A 22,617-nucleotide genomic window follows, 5' to 3' on the forward strand; every position below is an offset into this window, starting at 1 on the left:
TTGGAAAAGCCTAGCATCTGCAAAACCTGATGATGTCAGAGCGGTTTCGGATGATATGTGCCCGCCGCGCAATCGCCTGCGCAGCCATTGTGAAAGCCGATTACGTCAGATGGATCGGCTGTTATCCCCGTCCTGAAGGCCAGCCTATGATTGTCGCCAATCCCCAGTGATCGCGAGCAGGTCAAAACTTGCCGCGCAAACCGAGAGCGAGAGGCCGACATGCCCCATATTATAACCAGAATCGCCCGCGCTGCTGCCGAGGATGTGGCCGAACTGGCCCGTTTTGGCTCGGCCACAATCCATGAGGCGCAGGGGCGTCTCGGCGCAGTCAGCTCGCGCATCAAACCGATCGACCGTGCCATGTCGGTCTGCGGTCCGGCCTTTACTGTGCAAAGCGCGCCCCGCGACAACATCATGCTGCAACTGGCGATCAATTACGCCCAAAAGGGCGATGTCATCGTGGTATCTGCCGGGGAATATGAAGAGGCGGGCAGCTTTGGCGACGTTTTGGGCAATGCCTGTCTTGCCAAGGGCATCGCGGGCGTGGTCACAGACACCGGTGTGCGCGACACGCTGGAGCTGATAAAGCTGGGCCTGCCGGTCTTTTCGCTCAGCGTCTGCATCAAGGGCACCGTCAAGGAGACTCTCGGGCAGATCAATGGCGACATCGTCTTTGGTGGGCAGCTGGTACGTCCGGGCGACGTAATCCGTGGCGATGCGGATGGACTTGTGGTGGTGCGCCGCGAGGATGCAGCGGCGGTTGCCGCGAAGTCGGCGGCGCGTGAAGAGGCCGAGGCCGGCTACATCACGGCCTACAAGTCGGGCCGCAGTGTGATTGACGTCAGCAACCTTGAAGCGGTGCTGAAGGCCAAGGGCCTGACGACCGACCTTTGATCTGAAACACCGCAACCCACCAGAATCGGACTTCGTCATGACCAGCCTCAAACTTGCCCGTCGCGTCACCGACATCCGCGTCTCTCCCAGCACTGCCGCCGCGCAACGGGCGCGCGACCTGCGGGCACAGGGGCGCGACATCGTCGACTTGACGGTTGGAGAGCCTGATTTCGATACGCCGGACCCGATCAAGGAGGTGGCGATTGCCGCGATCCGTTCGGGCGACACCAAATACACCCCGGTGAACGGGACGCCCGCATTGCGGAAGGCGATCCGGCAGGATTATGCCACGCGCCTCTCGATCGATTGCGCAGACGACCAGATTTGCGTCGGCGGCGGCGCCAAGCAGATCATCTTCCTCGGCCTTATGGCGACGGTAGAGCCCGGGGATGAAGTCATCATCCCGGCGCCCTATTGGGTATCTTACCCAGATATGGTGATCGCAAACGGTGGAACCCCGGTCATCGTTCCCTGCGTAGAGGCCGACCGGTTCAAACTGACCCCGGCATCGCTTGAAGCAGCGATCACACCGGCAACCCGGTGGCTGGTACTCAACTCTCCCTCCAACCCGACCGGGGTTGCCTATACGGCGGATGAGCTGCGCGGACTTGCGGACGTTTTGCGCCGCCATCCGCAGGTCTTTGTTCTGAGCGACGAGATCTACGACCGGATCTGGTATGCGGATTTTTCCGCAGCCAGCATCGCGACCGTTGCCCCGGATCTAGCGGACCGAACCCTTGTTGTGAACGGTGTGTCGAAATCCTACGCGATGACAGGGTGGCGGATCGGCTATGCGGTGGGTCCGAAAGCTTTGATCGCCGCAATCAACAAGCTGCAGTCGCAGATGTCATCCTGTCCGTCCTCGATCAGCCAGGCGGCGGCTGCCTTTGCGTTGACGGCCGATCAGTCGCAGGTTGCGGAAACCGTCAAGGTCTATCGCGCCCGCTGCGAGGCGACCTGCGCCAGCCTGAACGCCATTCCCGGCATCAGCTGTCTGCAGCCGGATGGGGCCTTCTACCTCTATCCAAACATCTCGGGCCTGATCGGAAAAAGGACACCCGCAGGAAAGCAGATTACATGTGATCTGGATTTCGTCCTCTATCTGCTCGACTCCGAAGGGGTTGCGGCCATCCACGGGGCGGCCTACGGGCTCGAGCCACATTTCCGTATCTCTACCGCCACCTCCATGGAAATTCTGGAGGATGCCTGCATCCGGATCGCCCGCGCCTGCGGGAATCTGACATGATTGATTGATAGGGCGTGACGCAACCAACTCTAGAATTCCCTGTGCCAGAGTGGTGTGATGAGGTGCGGTAAATCCAGGGAATGGGGGTGATGCATGGACGTCAAGCGGCTTCATGCCTTTGTCCGGGTCGTTGACATCGGCAGCATCACACGCGCCTCGACCATGTTGCGCATTGCTCAGCCTGCACTCAGTCAACAGATCACCGCGCTCGAGCAGCACTTTGGCAAGCCGCTGCTCTTGCGCTCCAAGCGCGGGGTGGTTCCAACCGAGGCGGGGCGGATCCTTTACACGCACTGTCAGCGCATCCTGAAGCAGATGGAGCAGGCCGAGCTTGACATCTCGGCCACCTCGGAAGCTGTGACTGGGTTCGTCTCGGTTGCGCTCGCACCGCTGAGCCTTGGCTCGCTCATTGCCGTGCAGCTTATGGCTGCGATCCGCAGCCGCTATCCGGGCATCGTTCTGCACATCAACGAAAATGTCGGCGGCGTCATCAGTGAGCAGGTAATGACCGGCAAGACCGATGTCGCACTTATCTTCGATCCGGGGAACGTCCCGAGCCTGTCATTCCAACCTGTCACAACCGAAGAGCTCTACTTTGTGAAGCGAGGGGGCGATGGCGTCCAGATGCCGGACGGAAGGGAAGCAGAGGTAACCTTTGCCGAAGCGGTTGCCGGCCCGCTTGTCCTGCCTCGCCGGATCCACACCATCCGGCAGGTGATTGACACAACGCTCTCCCGTGCCGGGTTAAGCGCGACGGTCATCGTTGAGACAGAGTCGATTTCGCTTCTCGCCGGGGCTCTTGCAGAGGGTCTGGGCGCGACGATCCTGCCGCGCTCGGCTGCGTTCGCCGTTCTTCGTCGAGTCCCCGACGCAAAGCTTATGCGGATCCGCAAGCCCAACATGAAGATCAGCATGGCGATCTGCGTGTCGGGCCAACTTCCGCTCTCAGAACCGGCTGCCGTGGTTCGCGATCACCTGATGCGTCTGGCGCAAGAGTTCACCCAACGCGATTGACACTAGCTCTGAATACCGATCGCCTTTTCAATCTGCCACGACCGTTTCCAAACGTTTGCTTGAGGTGCTCACTTCAATGACGCCGTCCGCAGACTTACAAGACCTCGACCTCCGAATGTCATCTCTGCCCAAGCTCATCCTGTGTCCGGCGCCGTATCGAGATGGAACTGTCGGGACTGGCCCGCGAGGCCCTTACCATCAGTGACTGAACCCATGGAGAAGGACTTGAAAATGACAAGCCAACTTCTTACCGCACCGACCTTGACCGCGTCGAAAGGGGCGTGGCCCCTGATGGACAGCTTTGCGGGCTTCTTGGCGCGTCGCCAGACCGCGCGCGACATTGGCCGGCTCGATCCGCGCCTTTTGCGTGACGTCGGCCTACCTGAGGATCTCGCGCATCTGGCGCCCGCAGACTTGCGGGATTGGCTGAAGGAGGAAGGGCAATGACGGTCCGCTCCGAACGCTTGGCACGGTGGGCGCAAGGCATGATAGCGGCACCTTTCCTGATCCTTGGCAGCTGGTGCCTGCTCTTTCCCGGTCAGGTCGAGGCCTTGGGCTTCTTGCCAGAGCACTATATCGGTACCCAGGCCTCGCGGATCCTGATGGGCTGCTTCGGCGCACAGGCCATTCTCTCTGGCATCTTCGCTACATTCAGTCGGTTCACACGGGCGACCTTCCTCGCCTATGGCCTCGCGCTCTTGCCGTTCTTCTGGTTCAACGCCCAGTTCACGTTGATAGAGCCTGTCTTCAGCAGGCTTATGCTGATCGACTTTCTCGCAAACGTCGTGATGCTCGGCTTCTGCATGGTCGGATGGTGGGCACTTTCGCCGTGCAAGACCAATCGCTGAGCCAAATGCAGCGCAAATGACCGCCCGAGGCCGCTTGATCGGGCGATCAACCGACAATCACCGGATTGGACAAGATGAACCAAAGCCTTCCGATCATTGGCCTGCTTTTCGTCTCGGCATGTTGGACCTGTCGCGTATTTGTGCCGCTGGCCATCTGTAGCTCCGCGACATCGCTGCCGAGCTGACAGCAAGCGGAATTCGAACCCGACGTGGCGGGAGGTGACAGGTCTCGAATGTGAAGGCGCTGCTGGAGAGGGGGAAGGGGTGAGGTGCCACTGACGTTGCCCGACCGGCTGTGTTGACGCAGGGCAAGCCCCTTACTACTCTTTCCACAGCGAGGGCGATCATCGATCGCATTGAGAGAGCCGAAGGCCGATCAAGTCTGCAGCAGTCAAGCGGCAGGTTTCGTTACCCGGACTGCGAAGCCACGAAGCATCGGGCCTCGCGCGAGCAGAGAGCTTCCCGCCGGGGGGAGTGCGACCCACTGGGGCACTGCGCATTCGCTTCTCACGAAGTCGAATGGAGTATGTGTGCCATGAAAGCACTGAAGAAGATCCGTCATCGGAAAATGCTCGCACAGGAGGGCCGCTGCTACTACTGCGGACTGCCGATGTGGGATGAAGCCAATGGTTATTCCCTGCTGGCCGCTGGTCGTAAAGGCAGGCCGCCGAGGGCCTTGCAATGCACCGCCGAGCACCTGCTGCCGCGCTCGGAGGGCGGTGCGGATACTTCCGAGAACATTGTTGCCGCTTGCCTTTTCTGCAACAACGCACGGCATCGACGGAAGCAGCCGCCGTCACCAGAGATATACCGTATGCATGTGCAGCGACGGATGGCGGCAGGGCGTTGGTTGGCGGCGTACCTGCCTGGAACAGGGCAGGGGGGATCTCGCTAGAGACTGCTACTCGGCAGGCCTAGCCTCAGGAACCCTTTCTGCGCCGCAGCTTCGCATCGGCAGTGCGTACACCCTCGACTTCTTTGCCTTCCCGGTACAGGTCGGATATCGGACGCAGCCGAGGAACTTGCCAAAGCTGCCGCTGCGTTCGACCAGCCAGCCATCTTCGCATTCGGGGCATGTCGGATAGCTGGCCCCGCACCTGCGGCGGAGAAACAGGGCGAGCCGGACCAGAAATACCAGCGCCGGAACCTCAACCAAGTGGCCAATCACAGCAGCAAAGGATACAGGCGAGTCCAGCCTGAACGAGGCGATGGCGACGGCCAGTTCAAAATTGCTGCCTGCCGCGTGAAGGCTTCGGCGGTAGTTCGCCGATAGTCGGCTGCAAATATCCACCCCATCAGGAAGCTGAGGCCGAACTGGAGGATGAAGCGCAGTGCAAGCGGAATGGCGATGCGGAGGGCAAGAACGATCAAGTTGAGACCGATCATATACTTGGGCTGATCACGCAGGAAGACCAAGGCGAGCGCGAACATAAACACCGGGCCCATCAGCCAGTTCTGTACCAGGGACAATGCCAGTACCCGGCGGTCGGCGAGCACACGCGGCAGTTCCTCGTACCGCACCTTGGCCAGCGGCAGGTACATCATGACAAGCAAGCCAATGGCGATGGGCAGGTTGGTGGTTCCGACGGACAGTGAATCCAGCGCGGCAGGCAGGCCAGTAATGACGGAGCCAAGCAGGATCCCAGGCGCCATCGTGGCGAAGATCCACAGTGTCAGTCAGCGATCGAGAAACGACAGGTGGGTCGGATGGGCACAAGCGGGATTAGGTCAGCTGTCCGTGGAGGGTGTCGCGGGCTTCGGGACCCAGCAGGCATCGGATGGCGCTGCGTCAGAGAGGCGCAACGCGAATTAGGCAAGGGGGCAGAGGGCATCCGGGTTCAGGGCATAGCAGACGCTGGCGCCGTCGAACTCTCCGCGGATAGCCTTGGCAGATCTAAGGATGCGCAGGTGTTCGGAAACGGTCGATTGCGCCAATCCGACCGCTTCGACGAATCGCCACCAATGCATCCGGGTGTGATATGCAGAAGCAGCAGGATTCGCAGTCGCGCCTGATCGCCAAGCGCCTCGGCCATAGCAGCTAAAGCCACTTCTACGTCGGGGAAAATTTGTGGCATGGCGGATACATCGACGTTTGACGATATGCGCCGTCAAGGCATCCGCATTCGTTAACCTTCCGGGTTGATTGTCAGAAGAGAAGGAACCTATTCTGTCCGCGGGGAGTGACTATGGACCGACGCCGCTTTTTAGGCCTTGCGGCTGCCTTCACGGCAGCGCCAGCCCTGCTGAGCGGGGCAGAGCCGATCCGACTAGGTCTGACCCCTGTGTTCCTTGACAACGAAGCCGAGGTCATCACCCGCCTGCGAGACGCCGTCGGGCAGGGAACCGGACGCCCGATCGACTTGATCCAACGCCGTACGTACCAAGAGGTCACGGGCCTATTGCTGGAAGGCGGCGTGGATGCTGCTTGGCTCTGTGGCTTTCCCTTCCTGCAGCACGAGGCAGCGCTTGCGCTTCTTGGGGTACCTGTTTGGCGGGGCGCGCCGCTCTACCGGTCCTATCTTATCGTAGCGGCGGAAGAAAATGCGACCGATCTTGCCGGGCTTGAGGGCGGGACCCACGCGTTTTCAGACCCAGACAGCAATTCAGGCTGGCTGGTCACCGCCTCGGATCTGGCGCGAATGGGGCGGAAACCGGAGACCTTTTTCCAGCGCGCGCTGTTCACTTATGGGCACCGGAACGTGGTGCGGGCCGTCGCGGGCGGGCTGACGCGGTCGGGCAGCGTTGACGGCTATGTCTGGGAGGCACTAGCGCAGGTGGAACCGGAGCTGAGCGCGCGCACGAAGGTCATCGCCCGGTCGGAGCAACTGGGCTTTCCACCCTTCGTCGCGCGCCGCGAACGGATAGGCGACGAGACGATGCTTGCCCTGCAAACAGCACTTCTGTCGCTGTCCGCCACCCCGCCGGGCCGGGCTGCACTGAATCTTCTGCAATTGGATGGCATCATCCCTGGCGACCTCACGCTATTCGACGGCATCCGCCAGCGTATGCGGGATGTGACGGGATGACCCGGCCGACAAGTCTGCCGCTTTCCCTGCGCGTGCCGCTGATCACAGCCGGGATGATGGTTCTTGTGGGCATCGTCGCCTCGCAACAGGTGATGGCAACCCTCGGGGCCGTGCAGGAGGAAAGGCTGCGCGAACTGGCTCGGCTACATGTGGATGGGCTGACAGTGGCACTTGGCCCGGCAGTCCTGCGCCGCGATGTGTGGGAAGTCTACGACACACTGGACCGCGCCAAGCAGGCGATGGCGGGACAACGTCTGGTGTTGACCGTTGTCGCCGATGAAGCCGGGCAGGTCATTGCCGCCTCCAACCCGTTACGCGCACCGGTGGACAGCCTGATCGAACCGCTCCGCCAAGGCGCACAGCCCGTCGAGACGATCCGCCTGACAGGAGAAGAGCCCCATGTGCGGGTACTGTCGGGCCTTGTCTTTCAGGGACGGGAAGTCGGAACGATCCTGTCCGAACTCGATGTATCGGACCTCGTGGCCGAACGGCGCCGGGTGCTCCTTTGGCTTCTGGCTGGGAACGCGGCAGCAACGCTGATCCTTGCCCTCGGCGGCTATATTGCGGTGCGGCGGATGCTGCACCCGGTGGCTGAACTGGCAGCCCACATGGCGCGGGCTGACGGTGCGCCCGAGGCGATCCCGGAGCACCGGATTCCAGCGGGGGACACCGAACTGGCGCGGCTGTTCCAGACGTACAACGCCATGATTGGCGCCGCTGCCGCCAAGGCCGAGGCGGAACGCCGACTGGCCGAGCGGGAGCGATTCGTCAGCCTTGGCCGCCTGTCATCCTCGCTGGCGCACGAGATCAACAATCCGTTGGGCGGGCTTCTGAATGCGGCGGACACCATCCGCACCTATGCCGACCGGCCCGAGGTGGTGCGGGACTCGGTCGACCTGCTCGATCGCGGATTGCGCCATTTGCGCGACGTGACCCGTGCCACGCTGGAGCAGAACCGGTTGGACCGGCACGGCCTGCCGCTGAAGCCCGAGGATTTCGACGACCTGAAGCTGCTCTTTGCGCCCGAGACAGCGCGGCTTCGCCAGACGCTGGACTGGCAGGTCGATGCCGCTGCCGCCGCGCTTGCGACCCTTTCTGCGGCATCCGTCCGCCAGATCGCGCTGAACCTGCTTCTCAATGCCTCGACCGCAGCAGGCGAAGGCGGGGCGGTCGGCTGCACGGTAGAATTTCGACCCGAGGGCCTGTGCATTGCCGTCTCGGACAGCGGCCCAGGCTTGCCCCCCGAGGCGCGAAGGCGGCTGCTGTCGGATGATGCGCTCCTGCCCGGTACCGGTGTCGGGCTGCGGCTGGTGCGCGACCTTGTCGCCGGCCTGAGAGGGCGGATCGATTACTCCCGAATGCCCAACCGATCTGTCGTGCAGGTGACGCTGCCGATTGGGGGTGACACATGCTGACGGGCCGCCGGATTGCTCTGGTCGAGGATGACGAGATCATGGGCAGCTCGATCGAACAGCGGCTTCGGCTTGAGGGGGCCGAGGTGGTCTGGCTCAAACTGATGCAGCGTGCGGTGGGCGCCCTGCGCACGCCCCGTGCGCCGATCGACGCAGTGGTCTGTGACATCCGTCTGCCGGACGGCACTGGCGAAGAGCTGTTCGCTACGCTCTGCCGCACCACCTCGCCACCGCCGTTTCTGTTCATCACTGGCCAAGGGGGGATCGAGCAGGCCGTGCGGCTTTTGCAGGCCGGGGCGGCAGACTATGTGACCAAGCCCTTCGAGATGGGGCAGTTTCTTCACCGCCTCGCGCATCTACTGCGGCCAAAGGGAACTGCCGTTGATCAGCCCTTTGGCATCTCACCCGCCGCACGCCGGATCGGTAATCTTGTGACGCAGGCCGCAGGAATGGACCGCCCCGTTTTGGTGCGCGGCGAGGCGGGCACCGGAAAGGCGCTGGTCGCCCGGCGCATCCATGCGCTGTCCGACCGCTCTGCCGCCCCATTTGTCGTCGTCGCCCTGTCGCGAGCCGAAAGCATGGCCGAGCTGGAACGCGGGTTGACCGAAGTCGGGGAAGGTACGCTCTTCCTCGACGCGTTGGAACGGCTACCGCCCGAGGGTCAGGACTTCCTGATGGAATGGCTAGACGGCGCCCCCCCTCCCAGGCTGATTGCCGCCTGCAGCACCGACATGACCGAGGCCCTGCGCAACGGCAGTTTCCGGTCCGACCTATTCTACCGGCTCGACCTTTTCGCAGTGCCGATCCCGCCCCTGTCCGAACGCCCCGAAGACGCGCTCTGGCTGTTCCACCGCCTGTTCGAGGCCATGAATGCCCGCCGGACACCGCCGTTGCGCGGTGTGTCTGCCCTGACTGAGCAGGTGGTGCGCGATTACGACTGGCCCGGAAACGGACGCGAACTGCGCGCGAGGCTCGTTCAGGCGATGGCGACGGTCGAGGGTGAAACGCTGTTCCCTGCGGACCTCTTTCCCGAACGCCGGGCCGAGGCAGATGGCAAGCTGCCCTCGCTAGCCGAGGCGCGCGATTCCGCTGAACGGGCCCATATCCTGCGTGCGTTGGAACGTTCAAGCGGACAGATCAGCGAGGCGGCAAAGCTCTTGCAGGTTTCTCGTACCACCTTGTGGGAAAAGATGCAGAAGCTGGGCCTTTGAAACCCCTGCGTCGTGTTCGGATTTCCGAACGCGCAAAAAACCCCATTCAGACCAACGCTTAGCCGCGCCGCGGCGACGGTCAGGAGCCGGTCGAAACCACTGGCCCGATGGCCTTACCCTTGATCCAGAGCACAGCAAGGGGAGGAGCCCAGCCATGAAATGCAACCGTCTGGTCGATGTGGGCCGACGCCAGTTCCTGCGCGGGGGTGTACTCGGTGCGGCAGGAGCAGCTGCGGCGACTGTTCTGCCCGCAGGGCAGGTGCAGGCACAGGCACTGGCCCGGGTGGAGTTTCCAGCCAACCGGCTGGCCAATGTCGGGGACTTGAAGGTAAACGAGCCCTTCGACGTGGCCTATCCTGACGCCGACAGCCCCGGCGTCCTTCTTAAACTCGGCACGACCGTTCATGGCGGTGTTGGCGCGGACGGAGATATAGTGGCATTTTCGGTCCTGTGCCCGCACAAGGGTTGGCCGCTGTCCTATAACGCCGGGGACAAGACGCTAAACTGCCCTGGCCATTTCAGCCGCTTCGACTGTGAAGCGGGCGGCCAGCAGATCTGGGGACATGCGACCCAGAATCTGCCGCAGTTCAAGCTGCGCGTGGACGACAAGGGTGACATCTATGCCGATGGTGTGGACGAGCTGATCTACGGCCGTCTTTCCAACGTTCTGTCGGCCTAAGGGGGGTGAAAGATGGCTTTCAAACGTCAGGTCGACCGTTTGCCGATCATTCCGGCCAACGCACGGGTACACAACGCCACTTGCCACTACTGCATCGTCGGATGCGGCTACAAGGCCTACACTTGGCCCGTCAATCAGCAGGGCACCTTTGCCGAAAACTGGTCAGGCCAAGACTTGTCCAAGCAACAACCGATGGAGACCGATGCGTGGTATGCACCGTCGATGTATAACGTGGTGCATCAGGACGGGCGGCCCGTACATCTGGTTTTAAAGCCGGATGTCGACTGCGTGGTGAACAGCGGCCTCGGTTCCGTCCGCGGGGCGCGCATGGCCGAAAACCGGCGCTCCGACATCACCGGCACACAGACGCAGCGACTGACCGAACCGATGGTCTGGCGCTATGGCACCTGGCAGCCGACGAGTTGGGACGATGCACTGGACCTCGTGGCCCGCGTCACGGCGCGCGTGATCGACAAGGACGACGAGAACGATCTCTACGTCTCGATGTTTGACCACGGCGGCTCAGCCGGCGGGTATGAAAACACTTGGGGCACCGGCAAGCTCTATTTCGGCTCGATGAAGGTGAAGCACTGCCGAATCCACAACCGCCCCGCCTACAACTCCGAGGTCCATTCCACCCGCGACATGGGCGTGGACGAGCTGAACTACTGCTACGAGGACTACCAGCTCACCGACACGATCATGCTGGTCGGCACCAACCCAATGGAATGTCAGACCAACCTGTTCCTGAACCACATGGTAAAAGGGATGCAGAACGGGGCGAAAGTGGTTATTGTCGACCCACGCCGCACCGTCACGGTGGACGCCTGCGAGCAGGTGGCGAGCGCCGAGAACGTGCTGCACCTGCAGATCGCCAGTGGCTCGGACCTTGCGCTGTTCAACACCCTCTTCACCTACATTGCGGATCAGGGCTGGGTGGATGCCGACTTCATCGCCAAATCGACCTTTCAGGGTGATGTCGCGGTTGCCGAAGATGCGGCACATCCGGCATCGCTCGGCTCGTATGAGGCTGCACGCGCGGCCTGCAAGATGAGCCTTGCCGAAGGGGCCGCCGTCACTGGACTGACCGAGGCGCAAATCATTCAGGCCGCGGAGTGGATCGCCAAGCCCAAGGACGACGGCAGCCGTCGCAAGACGGTGACCGGCTATGAGAAAGGCATCATCTGGGGCAATGACAACTACCGTGTCATCGGTGCCCTGGTGAACATCGGCCTTGCCACCGGCAACATCGGCCGCGACGGCGGTGGCGTCTGTCGTCTGGGCGGGCACCAGGAAGGCTACTTCCGTCCCTCGGACGCCCATGTCGGCCGCCCAGCCCCCTATATCGACCAGCTGATCATCTCTGGCGGTGGCAAGGTCCACCATATCTGGGCCAACGATCACTACAAGACCACGCTTAACGCTGCCGAATTCAAGCGCGTCTACAACCGCCGTTCGAACATGGTGAAAGAAGCGATGGACGCCCGTGCCGGGGCCACGCGTGAGGAACTGGTGGAAGCCATCGTCGGTGCGATCAACGCAGGCGGCATCTTCAGTGTCTGCGTCGACATCATCCACAGTCAGATCGGCCAGGCCGCACACGTGATCCTGCCGGCGGTGGAATCGGGCGAGATGAACCTGACCTCGATGAACGGCGAGCGGCGGCTGCGGCTGGTCGAAAAGTACATGGACGCCCCTGGCTCGGCCCAGCCCGACTGCATCATCGCGGCCCGACTGGCCAACCACATGGAACGTGTACTGCGTGAGGAGGGTCGCGCCGAATATGCCGACCAGTTCAAGGGGTTCGACTGGACGACCGAGGAAGACGCCTTCATGGACGGTTACAATTCCGGCAATCCAGAACTGACCTATGAACGCCTCCGCGCTGCCGGGAACAACGGCGTGCAGGAGCCAGTGAAGGGGTATGATAACGGCATCCTCGTTGGCACCAAACGGCTGTACGAGGACGGCGTCTTCACCCGCCACGGTCGCGAGGACGGCAAAGCACTTTTCTGCATGGGCGCTTGGCGCGGGCTGCAGGCCCCCGGCAAGGCCCAGCAGCGGGCGAATCACCGCTTCCTGATCAATAACGGGCGCGCCAACCTGAACTGGCAGAACTGGTTCCTTGACCAGAAAAACGACTTTGTCATGGATCGCCTGCCGGTGCCCTTCATCCAGATCCACCCTGACGACATGGCCGACCTGGGGCTGAAGCCGGGTGACATGGTCGAAGTCTTCAATGACGTCGGCGCAACGCAGGCGCTGGCCTATCCCGAACCGACCGCCCGCCGTAACGAGACCTTCATGGTCTTCGGTGCCCCGAACGGGGCGCAGGGGAACGTGATCAATGCGGGCACAAACGAACTGATCCTGCCGAACTACAAGCAGACTTGGGCGAACATCCGCAAGATCTCGGACGCCACCCCGGCGGCGGCGCGGGTGTCATTCAAATCCTGGGAAGTCGAACTGTAAGACACTGGCCCGCCCAGATGCACTGAGCGGGCCCCTGGTTTAGTGAGGGAAGTGATGCGCATTGCCTATGTCAGCCTGCAGGGACGCGGCCAGACGGACGCTCTTATCGCCGAGGTGGCGGGCCGCCTTGCCGTGCTCGGGATGCGGCTGGCGGGAACAGTGCAATCCAACCACGAGCGTCCTGACCGCCGCAAATGCGACATGGACCTACGCGTCCTGCCCGACGGCCCCACCCTGCGCATCAGCGAAGACCGGGGTGATCTGGCGCGCGGCTGCACCTTGGACAGCGGCGCGCTGGAACAGGCGGTGTTCGAGGTGGAGCGCCGCCTCGACGGGGCCGACATCCTGCTTGTCAATAAGTACGGCAAGCGTGAGGCCGAGGGCCGCGGTCTCGTCCCCATCATTGCAGAGGCGCTGCATCGCGGAATACCGGTACTGGTCGGGGTAAACGGACTAAATCTTGCGGCCCTTCTCGCCTTTGCCGGAGAAGCGATAGAGGGCCTGCCAACCAATGCCGAAGTCGTCGCCAACTGGTGCGTCGCGGCGATCCAGCCCCAGTTCGCCTGAAGCGCATCAGGTCAGCGCCAACAGCCTCGGAATGCCAACGGGCGGCTCGGCCGCAAACGGCAGAAGATACATCCTCTGTGCCAATCCACCCTTGATGCGGGCGATCTGCGCCGCCTCTCCGGCGATGCGGCGCAGCAACAGGGGATCGCGCGTCACTGTCTGCGCCAGCGACCTGTTCACCACCCAGGCCCATGGTTCGATCTGCGCCCGGCGGAGATCCTCCTGCAGGCTGGCTGCCTCAGAGACCGGCGTCGTCTCGGGCAGCGCCACAAGGATAATCCGGGTATAGTCCGGGTCCTGCAATCGCATCAGTGGCGTGATGATCCGCCCCTGTACCTTGCCCATGTCCTGCGCCATCTGCCGGTGATAGGCTCCGGTCGCATCCAGAAGGAGCAGTGTGTGCCCGGTGGGCGCGGTGTCCATGACGACAAAGGCCGCCCGCGCCTCGGCCACGATGCGCGAGAAGGCGTGGAACACGGCTACCTCCTCGGTGCAGGGCGAGGCGAGGTCTTCGCGCAGCAGAGCCCGGTCGGCCTCGTCCATGTCGCGGCCCTTGGTGGCGATGACCTTCTCGACATAGCGCGCGGTTTCCGTGGCCGGGTCGATCCGGTCGACCACCAGTCCCTCAAGGCTGCCATCCACCACCAGTGCAACATGGGCCGCCGGGTCGGTTGTCGTCAGATGCACTTTGTGGCCGCGCTTCACCAGACCCACTGCCACGGCAGCGGCTACTGTTGTCTTACCGACACCGCCCTTGCCCATCAGCATGATCAATCCGCGCCCGGCCTTGGCCAAGTCATCGACCATTGCGTCCAGCCCCGCGACTTCGATCGCTTGCGGTCTCTCGATGGCCGCCGCCGGGACCTCGTCACAGAACAGCGCCCGCAGCGCCGGAAGGCCTACCATATCAAAGGACCGGAGCGGCACCTCGTCCCGCAGCAGGTCGGCCAAGCTCTCCGGCAAGGCCGCAATCACTGCCGCATGGTCACGCGCAAGACCCTCGGCTACCGGGTCGCCAGCAACAGAGGCACGGAAGACCCCGTTGATGACCAGCCGCTGATTCCCCAGCCCAAGGCTGCGCAGCTCGTCAGAAGTCCGCGCCGCCTCGCGCACGGCGCCGCGATCGGCCCGTGTTACCAGGACAATCGAGGTCTGATCGGGATCAGCCAGCGCGCGCAATGCCGCGCGGAACCGCTCCTCCTGCATCTTCAGTCCAGAGTGCGGGCCCAGACAAGAGGCACCCCGGTCATTGCCCTGCAGGAACCCCGTCCAGGCCCGAGGCAGGCTCAAGAGCCGAAGGGTGTGGCCGGTCGGCGCCGTGTCGAAAATCACATGGTCAAAGCCATCCGCATCCCCTACCAGAAGCCCCACGAACTCATCAAACGCCGCAATCTCGCTGGTGCAGGCGCCCGACAGTTGCTCACGCACCGTGGCTCGCTCCGCTTCATCAGCAGCGGATCCAAGCTGGTCGATCACGCGTAGTCGATAGTCTTCGGCTGATTTGTCCGGATCAATGTTCAGCGCAAAGAGGCCAGGAGCGCCCGGTATCGCGGTCGGTTGATCGCAAAGTGCAACGGCGAGCATCTCGTCCAGATTCGAGGCCGGGTCGGTGCTGACCAGAAGAACGCGTTTGCCGCTATCCGCCAGCGAAACGGCAACCGCGCAGCTGAGCGACGTCTTCCCGACCCCGCCCTTGCCCGTGAAGAACAAGTAGTGTGTCGGATCATGCATCAGACTGAAATTCATAACAGCCCTTCCCAAATGGCTATGGCACAGCTCGCACAAAGGCGGCAGCGCATCGATGACTTGGATCAATACCCGGATTAATTTCTGAAGTCGTGTCTACCGGCGTCGGGGGGGCAGCTTCGAAACCACACGAAACTAAGCGACCGCGCGGCCGGTAGGCTGGCCAGTCCCAAAGCGCCTGTTCGGTGCAATTGACTGAAGAGCACATCCTACGCGGCCCGCCGACCGTCCGTTCTCCGCCCCTTGCGCTGGTGGAGCTCACTTCGACGCACCCCGGCCCATTGCTGCCTCTCGCGTCAGTAATTGCCGCCCTCCGAAGCGGCCATCAAGTCTGATGTCCGGGAAAGTGAAGAGTGATAGATGACCAAATAGGCCATGTTCCGATGTTCCCCGCACTCGCGGGGATGAACCCTCGACGCCAATTTCTTCAGATTTACCGGGGTCTCGGGTCTATATCAGTTCTGGCGCTCAGCCGATCGCCCTTTGCACGTCAGAATCCCGGCCCATCCATGTCACGGGCTGCCGCGATGCGGCTCAAACGTGCGATCTGGTCGGGATTGAGGCTGTCGCGCAGGTTCGCCAGAAACGCGGCATCATCGGCGATTGCGCGACGCTCTTTCCTGACCATTGCTTCGAGAGCCGCTGAAACGGTGTCGGCAAAGCGCTTCAAGAGGGGCAGCACCGGATTGAGGCGCGCCTCATTCCGGTGCTGCTGCGGCAAGTCCCTTGCTCGCGCCGTCCAGACCAGCCTGAGGTTGCTGCCGGTTTCGTTGTCCGCAAAAGTAAACATCCCCTCTGCGAACAAGCGGAGACCCAGGGTCAGGCTCCCCACGATTCCCTTGGCTTTTGCCTGTGCCTCCCGGGCGGCGGCGTTGGCGAGGCGGTATCGCTTCACCGCCTGATCGGCATCTTCTTTCGCCTCGGCGGCCCGACCCCGCTCAGCGTCGGCGCTTTTCCGGAGGTGGAGCAACGCCGCGTCCTGCGCCGCCCTCTCGGATTTGAGCCGCCCGATCTGTGCGAGGGTCGCAGCAAGCCGACGCTGCGCCTCGTCACCATCGCGGGCAAGTTCCGCGGCAGACCTCCGCGCCGCATCAACAATGCCTGCCGCCTTTGCCTCTGCTGCCGAAACGAGCCGCTGCGCCTCGGCTCGACCTCGGGCGATCTCGGCCTGCCGATACTGCGATGGTGGCACGTGGCGCCGTGGTTCAGGCGCGGGCCGACCTGCAGCCCTGGCGGCGCGGCGCTGTTCGGCGCGGTGCGCGCCGCGACGGATGCCAAGATGGTGGAAGGCCGCGCCAACCAGATCTTGCGCATACTCGTACCGGGCCAGCAACGGGTTCGCCGAGGCCTGCAGCAGGATCTGACGCCCTCGATTCAGGGTGGTGCGGACCGTCCAGACGAGGACGATGAAGTGGATGTGAAACGCTTCTTCATCGCGGTGTGCGCTGGCATAACACAGCTGATCGCCCGGAAAGTACGTTCTCAGGAAGGTCAGGGCGGTCCGGGTGAACGCCTTGATCCTCTCTGGATCCCAGAGCGATTGACCCGCTCCCCCGAACCAGGCCTTGTTGACGGTCAGAAGGCCTTCCCGCATCGGGCCACCCTTGCAGGGCCACCATGGATCACGGGGGCCTGCGGCCTCCACCTCGGCAGCCTCCCTCTGGCGGGATTTCGCTTTCAGAGCGGCGATGTGTTCCTTGTAGTTGGTCGCGCGGGCAGCCCGTATCTTCTCCCGGACGGTGTCGATCCACTGCGGCCCACCATGCAGAACCTCATTCATCGCGCTCAGCCGGGTGTTAATATGGGAGAGGTCGCCGCCCCGCCGCTTATCGTGCATGGCGAACTTGCCCAGGTCCTTCGGATGCAGGCCTTTGAAGTTCAGCACTGCGGGGTGCTGGGTCTGAATTGCAGATGCAGCGGTATCGAAGGTCGGAAGGGTGGACATGGGGAAACCTGAAGATCTTGTCGTCTCGCATCAGGATGCAGGACGACCAGGAAAACCCCGGTACGGGTTTGGCAAGATTCTTGGTGTGCGCCTCGGTTTTTTGCAGGACGAATACTCATTAGGGTATCTGCAGATTTCCGATGTTTGGCCCCGCCGTCGTGACCGCGGCCGGAGGGGTGACACCGCCGGCATTTGGTCTCTTGCAGCGCCGGAATCTCGGATTTCAGGATTGGCGGTTTGGATTTTCTTCAGCTTCGGCAAGACTTTGTCGAGGCAGGAGATCTCGATGGACACCACCACAACATCCGCTCTTTTCGATGATATCGCCCTGGCGGATCGCTATGCGCCGCTGTGTGATGGCCGGATTGGAACGCGGACGCCAAGCGGAGAGGCGGTTCTCTTCGATGACATTCAGGCGTTTGGCCCTGTCGCCGGGATGCGACCTGACGCCGACTGCAATGCTGTTTCAACCCCCGCGAAGGACAGCGGATCCGAACCGATCGATCGGGACCCGCAGCGGAGCGATGGTCAAGAGCGCCGGCCTCCTTGTCGCGCGGGCGCACGGCCGGGGCAGGGCGGTAACAGTATCCGCGGCTCGCGGATATCTGCTCGGAACCTGTTTGCAACGGCCAGGGTGGTGATCGACTGGCGCGCCATCGGATGCACGCCTCGTGCCGGTCCGGCCCGCCTGCAGCTTGTGCGACTCCGTACACACGCCGCCCCCTGCCGTGGGCCACCCGCAAGACCGCGCAGGCCGATCCCAAATCTAGCCATGCGATTGGGGTCATCAGGAACTGGGACGCGCTCGTGCGTCCTTTGACACACTGCAATCCTGGACTGACGCTGCACCGTCTACATCCCGCGGCCTGAGCGGGCGTGCGTCAGCATGGCCGGGTCCGCCGCGCAGAGTTCCCAGTTGAGTCCGGCCAAGAACGCCAGCCCCTCTCTGGCAATGGGGCTCGGCAGATGTTCATTCGGTGCGTGCTGGGAACAGGCGGCATAGGAATGTAGCACCCATATCGTCGGCAGGGCCGGCACCTCGGAGAATGCATCATTCGGCCATTCAACGCCGAGGCGGGGCGGGATGGCCGGCATTTGGCCTGAGGTCCGCGCGATCGAGGTTGCGCACCAGTGAACCCAAGGGTCGTCCGGATCGAGCCGCGTCGCCCGAAACATTTAGCCGAGTGCGGGCGCGATCCGGACCTGCGCAAAACCACGTTCATCGAGATGTCGACGCAGCGCTGGCATGATGGCCTCCTCTGCCAAACCGACGACGAATAGCAATTGTCAGCGCGCCCATGCCCGGTGCGGAATGCCCGACTGCCCAGGCTGCTGGCAGCATGACGATGAGAAGCCGCGTCAGGCACGCATGCCGTATGCGCCCAAGGACCGAAAACAAACGCAGCCGGTTGCGCCGAACGAAAACCGTTCCGTCCCGCAGACTTCTTCAGCACCCTGTTAGAGGCATCAAGCTGCACGTTGCCTCTCGAAAGCCGCAGGGCATGCGGTAAGGTAGGGGCTCAGTAGCCGTAAGGCCCTGCATTCCTTGCGAATGCCCGGGATTCGCGGTCATTTGCGGGGACGCCGTATGAAACTGATAAGAAACAGTGGGCAAGAGCGCGTGATTGACGCTCTGCGGGAATGGATATCGCCCGGCTCAGCTGTCGATATGATGACGTCGGGCTTCTCGATCCATGCATTCGGCGAGTCACGCGACGTGCTGTCGAAAGTCGAGAAGTGCCGTGTTATTCTAGGTGCTTCATCCGCCGATCCGCTTGCGCTGTCCGGAGGCGAAAGTGATCGGGTTTTCCGTAGCAGGCTTCAGGGGCGTTGGCTTTCGAAGCAGGCGGCGGACTGGATGGCACGAAGTGTCGAGGTGCGCTTCACACCTTTGGAGCCGCCACAAAGCTTGGTGCTTGCCGCAAATGGCACGAAGCGTCGCTCACTTTCTGGAACCTGCGCCTTTACAACGTCAGGCTTGGGGATAACACCGTCTGGGCAGCTGGGCCTCGTGCAACTTTCAGACACTGAAGATGAGGTGCAAGCGTTCTCGGATTGGTTTGCTGCGAATTGGAACGCCCTGCGATCCGATGACCAAAAGAGTGACGGCCTCCTGCAGAAGCTTGCATCTATGGCGGCGCATCGGCCGCCTTCGCAGCTCTACTTCCAGACGCTCTACCAGCTCTTCAAGGACCTTGGTGATGAGTTGGACGAGGAAAAGATCGTCAAATCCGCCACCGGGATTAGAAGATCGGTGGTTTGGAACAAGCTGTTCAAGTTCCAGCGCGACGGCGTTGTTGGCGCGATCGACAAGCTGGAAAGGATCGGCGGCTGCATCATCGCGGATAGCGTTGGCCTCGGCAAAACCTTTGAGGCTTTGGCGGTCATCAAGTATTACGAGCTACGGAACGATCGTGTGCTGGTGCTTTGCCCTAAGCGCCTCAGAGACAACTGGACCCTCTATAAGGCGAACGATCGCCGAAATATTCTCGCCACCGACCGCTTCAATTATGACGTCTTGAACCACACCGACCTGTCACGAGACGGGGGGCATTCAGGGGATATCGATCTTTCGCACGTGAACTGGGGGAATTACGACCTCGTTGTGATCGACGAGTCGCACAACTTTCGAAACAAGGCGACGCACCGGGATCGCGACACCCGGTACGACCAGCTGATGAACAAGATCATCCGTGCCGGGGTGAAGACCAAGGTGCTGATGTTGTCGGCCACCCCAGTCAACAATCGTCTGGCCGACCTGAAGAACCAGATCGCCTTCATGACGGAAGGTGACGATTTCGCGCTGGCGAAGTATGGGATTTCCAGCATCGAGGCCACGATCCGCAAGGCGCAGGGCCAGTTCAACCGCTGGCTCGAACTGCCAGATCAGCAGCGCCGCCCAGCGCGCCTCATGGACATGCTTGGGTTCGACTACTTCAAGCTTCTGGATTTGTTGACGATTGCGCGGTCGCGTAAGCACGTCGAACGCTACTATGGCACGGCTGAGACGGGCCACTTTCCCGACCGGCTGAAGCCCGCGAACATCAAGGCCGATGTTGATCTGCTCGGTGAGTTCCGCCCGATCCGGGAAATCAACAACGAAATCAGGCGCCTGAAACTTGGTGCCTATGCGCCACTCCGATATGTGCTGCCGCACAAGCAGCGAGCCTATGACGAAAAATACAGCACCAAGGTGCGCGGCGGGGAGAGCATATTCCGCCAGGTCGATCGCGAAGAGAGCCTCATCCACCTGCTTCGGGTCAACATCTTGAAACGAATGGAAAGTTCGGTTGCATCCTTTGCGTTGACGATCAAGCGACAGCTCGAGGATGTCGATGCGATCCTCGGCAAGATCGACGCTCATGCCGACGGCATAGAGGAGCTGGGGATCGACGATGTTGACATCGATGATCCGGCCTCCGAGCCGCTCATGGTTGGTCGCAAGGTCCGCGTGCTTCTCCAGGACGTCGATCGGGTGAAGTGGCGGCAAGACCTCGTCGAAGACCGTAACCGGCTTGCGACGCTTCTATCAGCCGCACGTGCGGTTAGTGCCGATCGAGATGCGAAACTGGAACGGCTGAAGGAAGTCATCGCGGCGAAGGTCGCCAACCCGATTAACCCTGAGAACAAAAAGGTGCTCCTCTTCACGGCCTTCGCCGATACCGCCGAATACCTCTATCGGGAACTGGCGCGCTGGGCGCAGGAAACGCTGGGTATATACGCCGCGCTTGTCACCGGTGGGGGCACGAACAAGTCGACCCTCGGCGGCCTGCGTGGCGACATGAGCACGATCCTGAGCGCCTTCTCGCCCCGTTCGAAAGAACGGCCGCAGGAACTGCGTGAGGAGGGCGAGATCGACCTCCTGATTGCGACCGACTGTATCTCCGAAGGCCAGAACCTTCAGGACTGCGACTTCCTGATCAACTATGACATCCACTGGAACCCGGTGCGCATTATCCAGCGGTTTGGCCGCGTGGACCGGATCGGCTCGCCAAACGAACGCATCCAGTTGGTCAATTTCTGGCCCAATATGGAACTGGACGAATACCTCGACCTCGAAAGCCGGGTCAGCGGCCGGATGGTTCTTCTCGATGTTTCTGCAACCGGCGAAGAAAACGTCATCGAGTTCCAGGCGAACAACCAGATGAACGACCTCGAGTATCGCCGGGCGCAGCTGCAAAAGCTGCAAGACACGGTGATCGATCTTGAAGACCTATCGAACGGGGTGTCGATCGCGGACTTGACCCTGAACGACTTCAGGATCGATCTCTCTGGCTATCTTCATGAAAACAGGGAGGCACTGGACCAGCTTCCCTTCGCGACCTACGCGGTCACGTCAGCGCCGCCGGACCACGGCGACAATGGCATCCCCCCCGGCGCGATCTTCTGCCTTCGCGCGGTGGGTGAGGCGGCGGAGAAGGCGGCAGAGCCTGGCTATCCGCTGGCACCGCACTTTATCGTCCATGTGGGAGACGATGGCGAAGTCCTGCTGCCCTATACGCAGGCCAAGCAAGTGCTGGATCGGCTCAAGAAGCTCTGCATCGGCAAGGACCTGCCTGACGCAGAGGCCTGCCAGCGCTTTGACAAGGCCACCAAGGGCGGCAGGGACATGGAGCCCTATCAGAAGCTCCTAGCCCGCGCGATTTCGTCGATCGTCGGCAAAAGCGAGGAGCGGGCCGTCGCCAGCCTCTTCTCCCCCGGCGGCACTCATGCCCGAAAGGGGGAGTTCGCCGGGGCCAATGACTTCGAGGTGGTGGCCTTCATCATCGTCTTGCCCAACACCGAGGGCGCTGCATGACGGCAGGCGCCGATTTCGAAACCGTTGTCCAGGTGCTGGGCCTGCCGCCTGAAGCCCGCGTGGAAATGCGGGTGCCGAAGAAGCTGCTGATCGAACAAGGCGCGCCGACGGCGGCCGACAAGCGGGTGATCGGCGATGGGATCGAGGAGCTGCAATGGTTCGCGACCTGCAAGCCCACGACCATTGGTGTGCCCGATTATCGAGACGAGGTCCGTGAATACCTCGAAATTGCAGTTGTCGGTTGCGACCTCCGGCCGGGCGCCAAGGCCCAGCGCCTGACCGAATTGATCCACCGCGCCATACCCTATCCCGTGCTTCTGATCACCCGTGATCCGGGCGGCCTTGCCCTGTCGCTTGCCCACAAGCGCTGGGCGGAACGTGAGGCGGGCAGGATCGTGATCGAGGATGTCGAAGCCACCGGCCCCCTGACAAAAGCTGTCGTGGATCAAGCATTTATCCACGACCTTTCGCTTGCGAACCTGCCGCACCGTAGCCTATTCACGGTCTATCAGGGCTGGATAACCCGGGTTCAGGCGTTACACGCCGCGCGATTGTCGGGCGCTTACGCCGCAACCGATGAACAATCCGTGCTGGACCGGCGGCGAGCGGCACTGGACACCATTTACCGGCTGACGCGCGAAGGGGCGACCTTGCGGGCGAAGGCTGCCAAAGAGAAACAGTTGAACCGGCGAGTCGATCTGAACTTGCAGATCCAGCGCCTGGAAGCCGCCTTGGATGCGGCACGTAAAGACCTTTGAA

The 22,617-nt window shown here is 62.2% G+C and carries 17 protein-coding genes and 2 pseudogenes; 14 read left to right on the plus strand and 5 right to left on the minus strand.

Annotated elements, in window-relative coordinates:
* The first annotated feature begins 219 nt into the window (after positions 1–219).
* The 6 genes from FQU74_RS01220 to FQU74_RS01245 all read left to right on the plus strand — a co-directional run bounded on the left by FQU74_RS01220 (position 220) and on the right by FQU74_RS01245 (position 4,897).
* Entirely contained in the window at positions 220–894 is a 675-nt protein-coding gene (locus tag FQU74_RS01220; RefSeq protein ID WP_146284597.1) for a 4-carboxy-4-hydroxy-2-oxoadipate aldolase/oxaloacetate decarboxylase, read from the plus strand.
* A 37-nt stretch (positions 895–931) separates the two neighbouring features.
* Entirely contained in the window at positions 932–2,140 is a 1,209-nt protein-coding gene (locus FQU74_RS01225; protein WP_146284599.1) for an aspartate transaminase, read from the plus strand.
* Positions 2,141–2,233: 93 nt separating this feature from the next.
* Positions 2,234–3,154 carry a LysR substrate-binding domain-containing protein gene (locus FQU74_RS01230; protein WP_146284601.1) on the plus strand — a complete coding sequence of 307 codons (921 nt, stop codon included), beginning with the start codon at positions 2,234–2,236 and terminating at the stop codon, positions 3,152–3,154.
* A gap of 231 nt (positions 3,155–3,385) precedes the next feature.
* Positions 3,386–3,601, plus strand: coding sequence for a YjiS-like domain-containing protein (locus FQU74_RS01235; protein ID WP_158635501.1), 216 nt, complete (start codon positions 3,386–3,388; stop codon positions 3,599–3,601).
* On the plus strand, positions 3,598–4,002 hold the full coding sequence (locus FQU74_RS01240; protein ID WP_146284604.1) for a hypothetical protein: 405 nt from the start codon (positions 3,598–3,600) through the stop codon (positions 4,000–4,002). Before FQU74_RS01235 ends, FQU74_RS01240 begins: the two co-directional genes overlap by 4 nt.
* A 535-nt stretch (positions 4,003–4,537) precedes the next feature.
* Positions 4,538–4,897: an HNH endonuclease gene (locus FQU74_RS01245; protein ID WP_146284606.1), complete on the plus strand. Its 360-nt coding sequence runs from the start codon at positions 4,538–4,540 to the stop codon at positions 4,895–4,897.
* Between the two features lie 6 nt (positions 4,898–4,903).
* Here FQU74_RS01245 and FQU74_RS19480 read toward each other — a convergent pair.
* The 3 genes and pseudogenes from FQU74_RS19480 to FQU74_RS19535 form a co-directional block, all read right to left on the minus strand.
* Positions 4,904–5,098 (minus strand): annotated as a pseudogene (locus tag FQU74_RS19480) (topoisomerase DNA-binding C4 zinc finger domain-containing protein); the annotation flags it as partial.
* Positions 5,099–5,655: pseudogene (locus FQU74_RS01250) on the minus strand (arsenic resistance protein); the annotation flags it as partial.
* Positions 5,656–5,811: 156 nt separating this feature from the next.
* Positions 5,812–5,970 carry an ArsR/SmtB family transcription factor gene (locus FQU74_RS19535; RefSeq protein ID WP_229704479.1) on the minus strand — a complete coding sequence of 53 codons (159 nt, stop codon included), beginning with the start codon at positions 5,968–5,970 and terminating at the stop codon, positions 5,812–5,814.
* Between the two features lie 218 nt (positions 5,971–6,188).
* Here FQU74_RS19535 and FQU74_RS01260 point away from each other — a divergent pair, with 218 nt between their 5' ends.
* From FQU74_RS01260 to FQU74_RS01285, 6 genes are all read left to right on the plus strand, one after another.
* The gene (locus FQU74_RS01260; protein ID WP_146284609.1) at positions 6,189–7,028 is read left to right on the plus strand and encodes a substrate-binding domain-containing protein; all 840 of its coding nucleotides are present in this window, start codon (positions 6,189–6,191) and stop codon (positions 7,026–7,028) included.
* The gene (locus FQU74_RS01265) at positions 7,025–8,443 is read left to right on the plus strand and encodes a sensor histidine kinase (protein WP_146284611.1); all 1,419 of its coding nucleotides are present in this window, start codon (positions 7,025–7,027) and stop codon (positions 8,441–8,443) included. Before FQU74_RS01260 ends, FQU74_RS01265 begins: the two co-directional genes overlap by 4 nt.
* Positions 8,437–9,651, plus strand: a complete 1,215-nt coding sequence (locus FQU74_RS01270) for a sigma-54-dependent transcriptional regulator (protein ID WP_146284613.1) — start codon at positions 8,437–8,439, stop codon at positions 9,649–9,651. Before FQU74_RS01265 ends, FQU74_RS01270 begins: the two co-directional genes overlap by 7 nt.
* Positions 9,652–9,805: 154 nt before the next feature.
* Positions 9,806–10,330 (plus strand): arsenate reductase (azurin) small subunit, encoded by a 525-nt coding sequence (locus FQU74_RS01275; protein WP_146284615.1) that lies wholly within the window; start codon positions 9,806–9,808, stop codon positions 10,328–10,330.
* A gap of 12 nt (positions 10,331–10,342) precedes the next feature.
* Positions 10,343–12,802: an arsenate reductase (azurin) large subunit gene (locus tag FQU74_RS01280; protein WP_146284617.1), complete on the plus strand. Its 2,460-nt coding sequence runs from the start codon at positions 10,343–10,345 to the stop codon at positions 12,800–12,802.
* A gap of 54 nt (positions 12,803–12,856) precedes the next feature.
* Entirely contained in the window at positions 12,857–13,369 is a 513-nt protein-coding gene (locus FQU74_RS01285) for a DUF2478 domain-containing protein (RefSeq protein WP_146284619.1), read from the plus strand.
* 6 nt (positions 13,370–13,375) lie between these two features.
* Here FQU74_RS01285 and arsA read toward each other — a convergent pair whose 3' ends face one another.
* Both arsA and FQU74_RS01295 read right to left on the minus strand, forming a co-directional pair.
* On the minus strand, positions 13,376–15,100 hold the full coding sequence (gene arsA / locus FQU74_RS01290) for an arsenical pump-driving ATPase (protein WP_170246181.1): 1,725 nt from the start codon (positions 15,098–15,100) through the stop codon (positions 13,376–13,378).
* A gap of 505 nt (positions 15,101–15,605) precedes the next feature.
* Complete coding sequence (locus tag FQU74_RS01295; RefSeq protein WP_146284629.1) at positions 15,606–17,060, minus strand: plasmid recombination protein; 1,455 nt, start codon at positions 17,058–17,060, stop codon at positions 15,606–15,608.
* A 1,588-nt stretch (positions 17,061–18,648) separates the two neighbouring features.
* Here FQU74_RS01295 and FQU74_RS01300 point away from each other — a divergent pair.
* Positions 18,649–21,858 (plus strand): helicase-related protein, encoded by a 3,210-nt coding sequence (locus FQU74_RS01300; protein ID WP_146284631.1) that lies wholly within the window; start codon positions 18,649–18,651, stop codon positions 21,856–21,858.
* Positions 21,855–22,616, plus strand: a complete 762-nt coding sequence (locus tag FQU74_RS01305; protein ID WP_146284633.1) for a DUF4391 domain-containing protein — start codon at positions 21,855–21,857, stop codon at positions 22,614–22,616. Before FQU74_RS01300 ends, FQU74_RS01305 begins: the two co-directional genes overlap by 4 nt.
* The last annotated feature ends 1 nt before the right edge of the window (position 22,617 follow it).

The sequence above is a fragment of the Gemmobacter aquaticus genome (assembly GCF_007859075.1).
In the GTDB taxonomy this organism is placed as follows: Bacteria; Pseudomonadota; Alphaproteobacteria; order Rhodobacterales; family Rhodobacteraceae; genus Gemmobacter; species Gemmobacter aquaticus.